This is a genomic window from Piscirickettsia salmonis LF-89 = ATCC VR-1361 (assembly GCF_000297215.2).
Lineage (GTDB): Bacteria > Pseudomonadota > Gammaproteobacteria > Piscirickettsiales > Piscirickettsiaceae > Piscirickettsia > Piscirickettsia salmonis.
The window spans coordinates 1-11,777 of sequence record NZ_AMFF02000125.1 but is presented as its reverse complement, the minus strand read 5'-3'; the positions used below and the strand labels follow the sequence as shown (position 1 = coordinate 11,777).

The 11,777-nt window shown below is 43.5% G+C and carries 12 protein-coding genes; 6 read left to right on the top strand and 6 right to left on the bottom strand.

The features are described 5' to 3' along the window. Positions 1–330: 330 nt before the first annotated feature. Positions 331–1,107: a sulfite exporter TauE/SafE family protein gene (locus C200_RS11750; protein ID WP_129556601.1), complete on the top strand. Its 777-nt coding sequence runs from the start codon at positions 331–333 to the stop codon at positions 1,105–1,107. Positions 1,108–1,224: 117 nt separating this feature from the next. Here the strand turns inward: C200_RS11750 and typA are convergent, their stop codons facing one another. Next, entirely contained in the window at positions 1,225–3,039 is a 1,815-nt protein-coding gene (gene typA / locus C200_RS11745) for a translational GTPase TypA (RefSeq protein WP_016210734.1), read from the bottom strand. A gap of 362 nt (positions 3,040–3,401) precedes the next feature. On the opposite strand from typA, the gene C200_RS11740 reads away from it, so the two are divergent. Then, entirely contained in the window at positions 3,402–4,070 is a 669-nt protein-coding gene (locus C200_RS11740; RefSeq protein WP_016210727.1) for a hypothetical protein, read from the top strand. 9 nt (positions 4,071–4,079) lie between these two features. On the opposite strand, the gene C200_RS11735 is transcribed toward C200_RS11740, so the two are convergent. The 4 genes from C200_RS11735 to rpmB form a co-directional block, all read right to left on the bottom strand. Continuing rightward, on the bottom strand, positions 4,080–5,396 hold the full coding sequence (locus C200_RS11735; protein ID WP_016210735.1) for an MATE family efflux transporter: 1,317 nt from the start codon (positions 5,394–5,396) through the stop codon (positions 4,080–4,082). Between the two features lie 159 nt (positions 5,397–5,555). After that, positions 5,556–6,518, bottom strand: coding sequence for a YheT family hydrolase (locus C200_RS11730; RefSeq protein WP_016210731.1), 963 nt, complete (start codon positions 6,516–6,518; stop codon positions 5,556–5,558). Between the two features lie 80 nt (positions 6,519–6,598). After that, positions 6,599–6,754 carry a 50S ribosomal protein L33 gene (gene rpmG, locus C200_RS11725; RefSeq protein WP_016210730.1) on the bottom strand — a complete coding sequence of 52 codons (156 nt, stop codon included), beginning with the start codon at positions 6,752–6,754 and terminating at the stop codon, positions 6,599–6,601. A gap of 13 nt (positions 6,755–6,767) precedes the next feature. Continuing rightward, positions 6,768–7,004, bottom strand: a complete 237-nt coding sequence (rpmB, locus tag C200_RS11720) for a 50S ribosomal protein L28 (RefSeq protein WP_017375944.1) — start codon at positions 7,002–7,004, stop codon at positions 6,768–6,770. Between the two features lie 158 nt (positions 7,005–7,162). On the opposite strand from rpmB, the gene coaBC reads away from it, so the two are divergent. From coaBC to msrA, 4 genes are all read left to right on the top strand, one after another. Then, positions 7,163–8,413, top strand: coding sequence for a bifunctional phosphopantothenoylcysteine decarboxylase/phosphopantothenate--cysteine ligase CoaBC (gene coaBC, locus C200_RS11715; RefSeq protein WP_016210725.1), 1,251 nt, complete (start codon positions 7,163–7,165; stop codon positions 8,411–8,413). Beyond that, on the top strand, positions 8,391–8,849 hold the full coding sequence (dut, locus tag C200_RS11710) for a dUTP diphosphatase (protein ID WP_016210726.1): 459 nt from the start codon (positions 8,391–8,393) through the stop codon (positions 8,847–8,849). Before coaBC ends, dut begins: the two co-directional genes overlap by 23 nt. 27 nt (positions 8,850–8,876) lie before the next feature. Next, the gene (locus C200_RS11705) at positions 8,877–10,256 is read left to right on the top strand and encodes a phosphomannomutase/phosphoglucomutase (protein WP_016210732.1); all 1,380 of its coding nucleotides are present in this window, start codon (positions 8,877–8,879) and stop codon (positions 10,254–10,256) included. 288 nt (positions 10,257–10,544) lie between these two features. Further along, positions 10,545–11,015, top strand: a complete 471-nt coding sequence (gene msrA, locus C200_RS11700; RefSeq protein WP_016210728.1) for a peptide-methionine (S)-S-oxide reductase MsrA — start codon at positions 10,545–10,547, stop codon at positions 11,013–11,015. Between the two features lie 54 nt (positions 11,016–11,069). Here msrA and C200_RS11695 read toward each other — a convergent pair. Next, the coding region (locus C200_RS11695) for an SIS domain-containing protein (RefSeq protein ID WP_033923776.1) at positions 11,070–11,777 on the bottom strand (708 nt) is incomplete at its 5' end.

Genomic DNA, 11,777 nt, shown 5'->3' with positions numbered 1-11,777 from the left:
CTCAGCGAGCCTATCCTTGTTATAAAAGTAAAATACACGAAGTATCATTCTTCTTGTCGTTACTTGCTATTTGCCTATCATCAGTTTTTACAGAGGAGGCTTACATATGTATCATTTTCATAGTTTACAACCTCCAAGTTTTAGTCGTTTGTAGATTAATATCTTTAATATTTTAAGGCATTAGAGTCTACGTTATTATATTATTGATTATTAATAAAAACTTAGCTAAATAATTCTAAGCCTGATTGTTTAATGTTAGCTTTTTAAGTTTTATTTAATCATTAAAAATAATCATTAAACAGTTAAAGCTGATATTGCATGGAGGATACCATGTTTTGCAATATCCTGAATTTGATTGTGATTGGTGCAGGTATTGGTTTTTTATCCGGCTTGCTCGGTAGCGGTGGAACAACATTTTTAATACCTGTTTTGGCCGCTTTTTTTACTTATATTATTGCGTTGCATAGTGCATCCGTGCATTTTGCTGTATTTGCGGCTTTAGCGATTTCAGCGCTCACGTCACTGAGCTCTATGGCGGCATATGTAAAGCAAAAATTGATAAAAAAGAATCATGTCCGCTCTATTATTCCTGCTTTATTGATTGCTAATATCATAGGGTTATGTTGTGCTATAAAAATATCTGCATTTATGAGTGCAATTTTATTTGCTATTTTTCTCTTGTATTTATCATATTCAATTTTTTTCGATAAAAAACAAGGAATAATAATGCGTTACTTGCCGCTAATGAGCGGTTGGGTTGGCTTTCAGTCAGGTTTGCTTGGCATCAGTGGTGGTAGCATTGCATTCTCTTATCTAGCAAAAATGCCCATGGAGTTTGAACAATCGACTGCATTGTCAACGTTGATTACCTTTAGTATTTCATTGATTGGCCTCATTATTGGTTTGTGCAGCCATTCAAACATTAAGCTTGCTTGGGCGACTGGGTTTATCTATTGGCCTGCGGTGGTGTTAGTCACACCCGTGTCGAGCATTATGGCACGGCTGGGCATGCGCACAGCGAAGGTGTTGCCGCTATTGTTATTAAAGCTTATTTTTGCCTTAATGATGCTGTCGGCAGCTTTATATATGCTAAGTAGTGTGATATAGAATTTTAATGTAGATAATGTAAATGCAGAATAAACGTCTAGGTCGAGTGATGAGGTAAAAAACAAGGCGCTGTTAAATTAACAGGCCTTGTATGTTGTTATTATTATTTCTAATAAATTACTTTTTCGCCCGCGATGCGCGCTTGCGATCGGTTTCTGCGAGCATTTTCTTTCTTAAACGAATATGCTCGGGCGTTACTTCAACTAACTCATCATCTTCAATAAACTCTAGCGCCTGTTCTAAAGTAAAGCGTATGGGTGGGGTCAGCTGAATATTTTCATCGGTACCTGAGGCGCGTACATTGGTTAATTGCTTTGCTTTTTGCACATTAACAACTAAATCGTTATTGCGTGAATGAATACCGATGATCATGCCCTCGTAGGTATTGGTCTGTGGACCAATGATGAGCTTGCCACGTTCTTGTAGGTTCCATAGGGCAAAGCCTACCGCAGCGCCAGTTGCATTGGCAATGAGGACACCATTTTGTCGGGTGATAATCGTAGCTTCTTGTATATCACCATAATGATCAAAAACATGGGTCATAATCCCTGAGCCTGAGGTCATGGTGAGAAAGTCATTATGAAAGCCAATTAAACCACGGGTTGGAATTTGGTAGTCCAAACGAATGCGACCTTTACCATCGGGGATCATATTGGTGAGTTGACCACGGCGTAAGCCTAGACGCTCCATGACGGTGCCTTGGTGTTGTTCTTCAATGTCGAGCATGAGCTCTTCAAAGGGTTCTTGCAGCTTGCCATCGATTTCTTTTAAAATCACCTCAGGGCGCGAGACACCGAGTTCATAACCTTCACGACGCATGGTTTCGATCAAGATAGACAGATGCAGCTCGCCACGACCGGATACACGGAATTTATCTGGATCTTCGGTATTTTCAACACGCAGGGCGACATTGTAGATCAGCTCTTGTTCGAGGCGATCACGAATTTGGCGACTGGTGACATATTTACCTTCTTTGCCTGCAAAGGGTGAATTATTGACACAGAACATCATACTGACGGTAGGCTCATCGACCGTTAGAGCAGGTAAAGGCTCTACCTTATCAGGTGAGCAAAAGGTTTCTGAAATAAAGGGTCGTTCGATGCCGGTAACACAGACAATATCACCTGCAAAGGCTTGTTCAGTTTCAACCCGTTGTAAGCCATGGTGTGTCATAATTTTCAAAATACGCCCGGAACGCTCATTGCCTTGATGATCGATAATGCGAATGGCTGAGTTAGTGCTGATTTTACCACGGCTGATGCGGCCGATCGCAATCGCGCCGACATAGCTAGAGTAATCCAATGAAGAGACTTGCATTTGAAATGAGCCTTCAGGATCAACATCAGGTGCGGCCACTTTCTCAATAATAGTCTTAAATAGTGGGGTCATATCACCCCCGAGCTCTCCTTCTTCGAGGCTGGCATAGCCTTGGAGGGCAGAGGCATAGACGACGGGAAAGTCGAGTTGCTCATCCGTTGCACCGAGTTGATCAAACAGTTCAAAGACTTGATCCATCACCCAATCAGGACGGGCACCTGGGCGATCAACTTTATTAATGACGACAATAGGGTTCAGCCCTTGTTCAAAGGCTTTTTTAGTGACAAAACGTGTTTGCGGCATCGGCCCATCAACAGCGTCAACCAGTAATAATACTGAATCAACCATTGAGAGAACGCGCTCGACTTCACCACCAAAGTCAGCGTGTCCAGGGGTGTCGACGATATTAATGCGATAGTCTTGCCATTGAATTGCAGTATTTTTAGCGAGGATGGTGATACCACGCTCTTTTTCAAGATCATTAGAATCCATCATGCGTTCACCGCTTTCATTACGGCCTAAGGTGCCTGATTGCTCTAATAATTTATCAACCAATGTGGTTTTACCATGGTCGACGTGGGCAATAATCGCAATATTGCGAAGTTTTTCTATCACAGTGATATCCTCGATGCAGTATTCAATAACATAAATCTTTAGATTGACAAGGAGGGTAATGTTTTCCTCGCCTGCTGTAAAGTTTTCTCTGATTACTTTTACTAAATTACTGAAAAAATACGTAAGTTGAGCTGAAGGCGTATTTCATTAATATTCCTAAATATTTCTAACATCATTGGTCTATCATAATAGACTTATATTAATCTCTAGAGCGGTACTGTATATAAACCCTTAATAATAGATACTTACAAATGCAGCAGAACTGATAAAAGGCGTTGTGACTTCTTTTATTCTTGTGATCTAATAATAAGCCTTAAAGTTTTGATCTCAGTTTTGATCTGTGGTTGTGGGAGTTTTAAATTATGACTATCATTGACGATATTCGTCATGCCTATCGCTTGACTGTCGGCTATCGCTGGAAATTTTGGATGGCTTTTTTACCAGTGTTATTTTTATTAACAGCATCTCAGCTAATAACCGTACAGAAGGTCCATAATCCGAGTATTAGTCTAAACGTATTGCAGATCTTAATTCAGGCGATTGTTGCCTTTGCCGTGGTGGGCTTATATCGCTTTGGTTTATTGCGTGCTCGTGAGCAAGCATGCGGTGCATTTCGTACGGTATGGGATGTTTCTCAATGGCGAGCAGGCTTAGCCTATATTGGTGCCAGTATCATCTTAACGGTGATTGTAACGTTAGGGATGGTTTTGATTGGCTTATTAGGCCATATTGTGCCAATCAGTGTGGTTATGGTTTTATCACTGTTTTATTTGTTCTTTATTTTTTTAGGAACGGTTTTTATTCCTTTGATTATTCTTGATGGACAATTGCCATGGTATAAAGCTGTGTTTGGTTCTTTTGTGTTGATTCGCTATGGCTTTAGTGAGTTTGCGCAGTTAGTGGTAGCGGCTTTAATTTTGATGATAGTTTCAATTTTGACGCTAGGGATCTTATTTGTTTGGGTGTTGCCGCTATTATTTGTATTAACCTCTGGAACGTATCTGCGTTTATTAAATCATGCTAAGCGTTAGTAGAGAGGGTTACTGTATTGATGAAGCATGTTGCTGATGTGGATACTGTGTCAGTAGTAAAAAGCGTTTAAATAGTAGCCAAGAGGCAATCAGTAATGCACCGAGCATGGCGTAACGCAAGCCAAGAGGGCCGATGCCAGTGCTAAATGCGAGTAGTGCTCCTATCGGCAGTGCGATGCCCCAATAGCAAAAAATACTGTTGAGCATGGTAAGTTTAGTTTCATACAGCCCGCGTAAAAAGCCGGCCATGACGGTGCGAATGCAGTTAGCCAATAATGTAAACGCATTAATGATAAAAAATAGCTGAGCAAGTTGCCCAATCTCATCGGCCAGCGGTTGATTGGTATAGAGTTTAAGAAGGTGCTGATGATAAAAAAGATAGATAAAGCTGATTTTCAGCATCAGGGCTAAGGCCATAGCCGTGCCGATATAGCCTGCAGTGCGTAGTTGGTGAGGTAGATAGCCTTGCCCTTTGGCCTGACTGACGAAGATGCTAACACTGTGGGCAATGCCCAGTGGAATGAGCATGGCGATAATTGAGCATTGGGTGACAATTTGTTGAGCGGCCAGCGCATGTGGGCCAAAGTGACCCATCATAAAAACAGCAAAGGATAGTGCACTAAGTTCAGCACACGATTGCCCGCTAATGGGCAGACCTATTTTCAAGATTTTTTGGCGTATTTTTTTCTCCCGTGATTTTGGCTTTTGCCAGAGCGGGAATGCTTTTAGTAAAGGCGAAAAGTAGAAAAATAATACAATAACTAAAAAGGTTGTGCTATAAGCGATCACATTCGCGAGAGCTAATGCGTTAATGCCAAGGTTAGGGAATCCATAGCTGCCATGAATAAATAAATAAGTAAGCGTAAGGATTGTGATGCTGGTTAAGGTGCTAAATAGTAAGGCTAGGCGTGGTTTGCCGATGCCATAGAGAAATTGCTGGGCATTGATACAAAACAGGCTCGGAATAAGACTTAAGGCAATTATTTTTAGGTAATCACTGCAGGGAGGAATCAAGTGCGCCGGTTGGCCTGCGAGGCTTAATAAAGGTGCGACATAATACAACAAAATGACCATAGGTAGAGCAATAACAGGGGCAAGTAGCGTTGCTTGGCGCAATAGTGCTGCACAATAGGCATATTGTTTTTTAACGATGCTGCGAGCGCTGATTACGCTAACAGCGACAAAGATCGACCAACAGCCGATTTGAACGGGCGTAAATACGGCGGTAATCAATGTAGTCGTTGCTAGGGCGTCCTCACCTAAGCGTACGATCATTAATAGGCCAAACCAATTTGTCCCAACATTGAGGAAGCGGCTTAGCATCATGGGAAGAGAAAGCCGTGCTAAGGCTGTAAATATCCTGAAATTCGTCATCGGCGGTAAGGCAGGAAACGAGAAGGAATGGTTATCTGTATACTCACACTATTAAGTGTAGTGTGCTTTAATGCTTTTGCTTACAGAGCTTCTTATTTTAATTAATGAAATTTAAGTTAATTGCCAAAACCAGTGCAGTAAGCGTTTTTCTAACCAACGTTGTGGTAGATAACGGCCGCTAAGAAAGCCGACATGGCCGCCATGATCATAAATTTCTGTCTGACAAGCGGTTGGAAATTGTTTGGGGATGCAAGATAGCGGAATCATTGGGTCATCTTTGGCGTGAATAATCAGTGTTGGTGTTTGAATGGCTGAAATAAACTGCTGACTGCTACAGGATTGATAGTAATGTGCTGCTGAGTGAAAGCCATGTATTGGTGCGGTAACTTCTTCATCAATTTGACGAATGCTCGTCAGCTGCTGTAGGCGCTCGTTTGAAATAGTCAGGGCTATGCCATGATCGAGTTTTTTTTGTATGGTCCGTTTTAGGCCGTGAAGAAAACGAGATTGATATAATCTATTGCTCGGGTGTTCGAGCTGTTGACAGGCCATGGCTAAGTCAAAGGGGGTGGAGACAGCTGCTGCCCCTTGTAGTGGATTGGTTGGGTTTTCACCGAGGTATTTTAATAGGGCATTGGCACCAAGGGAGAAGCCTGCTGCATATATGGGGCCGATACCGCGTTGCTTTAAATGATGAATTGCAAAGGCTATATCATCACTGCGCCCAGCATGATAGCCTTCTGCACGTTGATTAACACGGCCATCACAGCCACGAAAATGTAGTGTGACTACATTAAAGTGATCGTGGTGGTGTTTGGCTTGATTCATCATGGCTTGAATATAAGCAGAGTGTACTGAGCCCTCAAGGCCATGAATGAGAAGCAGTGTGGGCTGTGGGCTGCTTTTGCCGCTGAGGTGTTGCTTAAGCCAGACTAGCTCAAGTTGATCATGAGCTATATCAATCGTTTCATAGGTGAGTTGTAACTGGGCACGAGGCCGGTATACATTGGCAAGTATGGTTTGTAGGTGGGAGTTTTTAAGTGACCGATGTGCTTTAAAAGGGGGATAAGTCATTTAAAAGTTAGGCCTATAAATGCACAAAGACCCCAAAATGGAGTCTTTGTTAAAGCTAAATTTCTCAGGCGAGGTGCTGATTATTTAATTTTGGCTTCTTTATACAGAACGTGTTTACGCACAACAGGATCATACTTTTTAAATTCAAGCTTTTCTGTTGTCGTACGTTTGTTTTTATCTGTTGTATAAAAGTGACCGGTGCCGGCACTTGATACTAATTTGATTTTATCACGCATGGTTAGTAGCTCCTTAAACTTTCTCACCGCGTGCACGGACTTCAGCGAGTACTGAATCAATGCCTTTTTTATCGATGATACGCATACCTTTAGAGCTGACGCGTAAACGAACAAAACGTTGTTCACTTTCCACCCAAAAGCGGTGTGTGTGTAGATTTGGTAAGAAACGACGACGCGTTTTATTATTCGCGTGAGAAACATTGTTTCCTGTCATCGGGCCTTTACCAGTAATTTGACAAATTCTGGACATCTCGTTACCTATAACCTCAAAACTTGAGCCTAGAAATTCTTTTCAGGGGCCAATTTATACCAGAACCGACCCATAAATGCAAATAGAATCATTGATAATCAGTGCCATTGTGAGCAGTAAGGCTATTTTACTGGCTTTATTTCTAGTAGAATCTTGCTGTGATTAAATTTGAAGGTAAGTTGTGGTCAGCAATGTTAGAGAATAAAAAGGTTGTCCTTGGCGTCAGTGGCGGGATTGCAGCGTATAAATCTGCTGAGCTGGTGCGTCGTTTGGTGGAGCAGGGCGCACAGGTACAGGTGGTCATAACCGCAGGGGCGCACGCCTTTATTACGCCACTGACCTTGCAGGCATTGTCAGGTCGGCCGGTGCGTGATTCTTTACTTGACCCTGAAGCTGAAGCGGGTATGGGCCATATTGAGCTTGCACGCTGGGCGGACGTGATACTTATCGCTCCAGCAAGTGCAAATAGTATTGCAAAATTAGCAGCAGGGATGGCGGATGATTTACTCTCGACCTTGTGTTTAGCGAGCCGTGTGCCGATTGCGATTGCGCCGGCGATGAACCAGCAGATGTGGCAAGCACCAGCAACCATTGAAAATATTAGGACGTTACAGCGCCGGAGTGTGCAAATCTGGGGACCGGCTGAGGGTGAGCAAGCCTGTGGTGAGATTGGACCAGGTCGCATGCTTGAGCCGCTAGCGCTTTGCCAGGCACTTGATCAGCACTTTACTTTAAAATCAAAAAAAGCAGATTTTGCCGGTAAAACGGTGTTGATTACCGCTGGACCGACGCGGGAAAATATTGATCCGGTGCGTTATCTATCCAATTATAGCTCGGGCAAGATGGGCTATGCTTTGGCTGAGCGAGCGAGGGACCGTGGCGCGCGAGTGATCTTAGTCAGTGGTCCGGTACGTTTAACTGCGCCTGCAGGGGTGACGGTCTTGGCGGTAGAAAGCGCCTTGCAGATGCGTGATGCGGTGATGGCCCACGTATCAGAGACTGATATTATGATTGGCGCAGCCGCCGTCGCTGATTTTCGTCCAGAGCATGTTGAGACACAGAAGATTAAAAAAGGGGCGGCTACCTCGATGCAGCTGTACCTGGTGAAAAATCCGGATATTATTGCTGAAGCATCCAAGCATCTTGAACGGCCATTTACTGTGGGCTTTGCCGCAGAAACTCATAATCAAGAAGAATATGCCAATAAAAAACTAGTTGAAAAAGAGCTGGATATGATTGCGATGAATGATGTCAGTCGTCAGGATATCGGCTTTAACAGCGATGAAAATAGCTTACGTGTCCTTTGGCCAGAGGGGGAGCGTGTGATTGAAAAAGCGAGTAAATTCAGCGTCGCTGACCAGCTTTTAGACAATATTAAGGATCATTATGAAGCAAAAAGTAAAAATTAAGATTTTATCTAAAAAAATAGGTGAAGACATTGCGTTACCGGCCTATGGTACCGTTGGTTCTGCGGGGCTAGATTTACGCGCATGTCTTGATGAACCTGTGCAGCTTGCCCCAGGTCAAGTCAGTTTAATTCCGACGGGCCTAGCCATCTATTTAGAAGATCCTAATTTAGCGGCGATGTTATTACCGCGTTCAGGCTTAGGCCATAAGCATGGCATTGTTCTTGGAAACCTAGTGGGGTTGATTGATTCGGACTATCAAGGTGAATTAAAAGTCTCTTGTTGGAATCGGGGTTCGGATCACTATACCGTCGAGCCGGGGGAGCGTATTGCACAGATGATTATTGTTCCTGTGGTACAAGCAGATTTTGAACTGGTCGATGACTTTGCCGCATCTGTACGGGGCGAAGGAGGCTTTGGCCATACGGGTAGTCATTAGGCGCATTATTGAAAAGGCATGTTATCGATGAAAAATATTCAAGCACTTAAAAGTATATTCCGCGCCTATGATATTCGTGGCACGGTGGGCGATCAATTAACGGCTGAATTTAGTTATTGGCTCGGACGTGCTGTGGGTAGTGAGGCACTCGCGCATGGTGAGAGCACGGTTGCTGTGGGGCGTGATGGGCGCTTATCAGGGTGTGAGTTGGTCGAAGGGTTGATTACGGGTTTACTTGCCAGTGGTGTGAATGTGGTGAATATTGGTCAGATTCCAACGCCGGTGCTGTATTTTGCCGCCGCAACTGAGTGTCGCTCTGGGGTGATGGTGACAGGTAGTCATAACCCTTCTAATTACAATGGCTTTAAAATGGTGATCGCCGGTCAATCGGTAGCAGGGGATTGGGTGCAGACCCTCTATCAACGTATCGTATCGGGTGAACTTGTCGAAGGCGCGGGTCAGTTATTAGAAAAAGATTTACGCGAGACTTACTTAAATCGTATCACTGGCGATGTGCAGCTGAACCGACCATTAAAGGTAGTGGTCGATGCAGGCAATGGTGTGGCCGGCGAGCTAGGGCCAGAGTTGTTGCGTCGTTTAGGTTGCGATGTGAAGATGTTATATTGCGAGATTGATGGTACATTTCCCAATCATCACCCAGATCCGAGTAAGCCGGAAAATTTGCAGGATTTAATTACAAAAGTTAAAGACGTCGGTGCAGATGTTGGTTTAGCGTTTGATGGTGATGGCGATCGTTTAGGTGTAGTTTCTCCACAAGGTGAGATTATTTGGCCGGATCGGCAGATGATGCTCTATGCCAAAGGCGTATTGGCAGAGCGCCCGGGCGAGGTGATTTTATATGATGTTAAATGCTCGCGTAATGTGGCCAAAGAAATCGAGCGCCATGGCGGCGTTGCGATCATGTGTCAGACGGGCCACTCTTTAGTGAAAGCCAAAGTAAAAGAAACGGGTGCACCATTAGCGGGGGAGATGAGTGGGCATATTTTCTTTAATGATCGTTGGTATGGTTTTGATGATGCTTTATATACTGCAGCGCGGTTATTAGAAATTTTGGCACGGGATACACGTGCAGTTGCAGAGGTTTTTAAAGACTTGCCTAATAGCATTAATACCCCGGAAATTAATGTGGCAGTCAGTGAGGACCATAAGTTTGAGCTGATGGAAAAATTGGTCAACGCAGTTGATTTTCCTGATGCGAAGATTATCAGTATCGATGGCTTACGGATTGAATTTTCTGACAGCTGGGCTTTAATTCGCCCATCGAATACAACACCGTGCTTTGTATTGCGCTTTGAAGCGGACAGTCAAGAGGTGCTTGATCAAACAAAGGCACGTATTAAAGCATTTTTACATGCGCATGATGCAAATTTGCAGCTTGATTTCTAGCTGTAGTTACTGCTGCAATTTAAATGTAACCTGTTAACCTGGTTTAAGAGCAGCTTTAGAAAAGCTGCTCTTTATTCTTTAATTTATCGTATCACGCTCTATTCTGTATCTATTCTACTCTGTCTATCTATCAATACAGCCATCTCCTAGCCACTCTATATTATAGAGTAGTGAAGTAATAAGAGTAATTAAAGTGTAGAAGTAGTAGAAGTAGTAGAAGTAGTAGAAGTAGTAGAAGTAGTAGAATATAGAGTAGCCAAAATTTTAACATCAATGTAGGGAGTTATTATGGAAAAAGCATGTTTTGCCGCCGGTTGCTTTTGGGGAGTGGAGGCTTCTTTTCGTAAGCTCGTTGGCGTGATTGATACACGAGTGGGTTATAGTGGGGGCCATCTAGCAAACCCGAGTTATGATGCAGTATGTAGCGGTCAGACTGGACATGCAGAGGCGATAGAAGTTGATTATGATTCAGCCATTATTAGTTATCTAGATTTATTAAATCATTTTTGGCAGTGTCATAACCCGACGACTTTAAATCGTCAAGGTCCGGATGAGGGGAGTCAATATCGTTCGGTGATTTTTTATTATTCATCAGCGCAGCACAAGTGTGCTGAACAAAGTAAAGCTCAGCAAGCGGTTAACTTTAATGAGGTCATTGTCACTGACATTATGCCTGCAGGTCCGTTTTATCTTGCTGAAGAATATCATCAGCGTTACTTTGAGAAGCGCGGTGAATGTGGGGCCTGCTTTATTCGTTAACGGTGTCATCAGTGGAATTAAGGTGTTTAATGCCCTTAGTTTTCTTGGTGAATATTATTCTTGTTGAAACTTTTTGATTGCACTGGCTTCTTTAACACGGGATAGGTGTTCTGAGATTGTATGCTTGCGCTTAATTGCAATACCAATGGCCAAAGCATCAATAATGCTTAGATGAATAAGGCGTGACGTCATTGGCGTATAAAGCTCAGTATCGTTAGTCGCGGCTGTTGTGAGCCCTAAGGTGGCAACGTTGGCTAAAGGTGTGCCATGACTGGTGATGCCGATGACGGTAGCGCCTGCATTTTTGGCAAGGTTGACACTTTCAATGATCTCTTTGGTGCGGCCACTGCGTGAGATAGCCAGCATAACATCACCTTGACTGAGCATTAATGCGGTCATGCTTTGCATATGCGAATCCATGCAGGCAATGGCTGGAATCGATAGACGAAATATTTTGTGTAGCGCATCCTGGGCAACAACACCTGAAGCACCAAAACCAAAAATGCCGACACGCCGTGCCGCTAAAATAGTTGCAATGGCTTCATCGAGTATACTGGCGTCAATATCATGTTGGGCGTTTTGTAAAGCGATTGCAGCGCCTTGAAATATTTTCTCTTTTAAGGAGGTGCTGGTATCGTGGGCGGTGATTTCGGTTAAAGTTATAGGTGTTTTAGGTTGGCTAACGAGACTTTGAGCAAGCTTAAGCTTAAAGTCCTGATAGCCTTGGCAGCCGATATTACGACCGCTGCGAGCCATGGAGTG

Coding starts and splice junctions, on each gene's coding strand:
- C200_RS11750 (WP_129556601.1), top strand. CDS start 331: ATGTTTTGCAATATCCTGAATTTGATTGTGATTGGTGCAGGTATTGGT.
- C200_RS11740 (WP_016210727.1), top strand. CDS start 3,402: ATGACTATCATTGACGATATTCGTCATGCCTATCGCTTGACTGTCGGC.
- C200_RS11735 (WP_016210735.1), bottom strand. CDS start 5,396: ATGATGCTAAGCCGCTTCCTCAATGTTGGGACAAATTGGTTTGGCCTA.
- C200_RS11730 (WP_016210731.1), bottom strand. CDS start 6,518: ATGACTTATCCCCCTTTTAAAGCACATCGGTCACTTAAAAACTCCCAC.
- rpmG (WP_016210730.1), bottom strand. CDS start 6,754: ATGCGTGATAAAATCAAATTAGTATCAAGTGCCGGCACCGGTCACTTT.
- rpmB (WP_017375944.1), bottom strand. CDS start 7,004: ATGTCCAGAATTTGTCAAATTACTGGTAAAGGCCCGATGACAGGAAAC.
- dut (WP_016210726.1), top strand. CDS start 8,391: ATGAAGCAAAAAGTAAAAATTAAGATTTTATCTAAAAAAATAGGTGAA.
- C200_RS11705 (WP_016210732.1), top strand. CDS start 8,877: ATGAAAAATATTCAAGCACTTAAAAGTATATTCCGCGCCTATGATATT.
- msrA (WP_016210728.1), top strand. CDS start 10,545: ATGGAAAAAGCATGTTTTGCCGCCGGTTGCTTTTGGGGAGTGGAGGCT.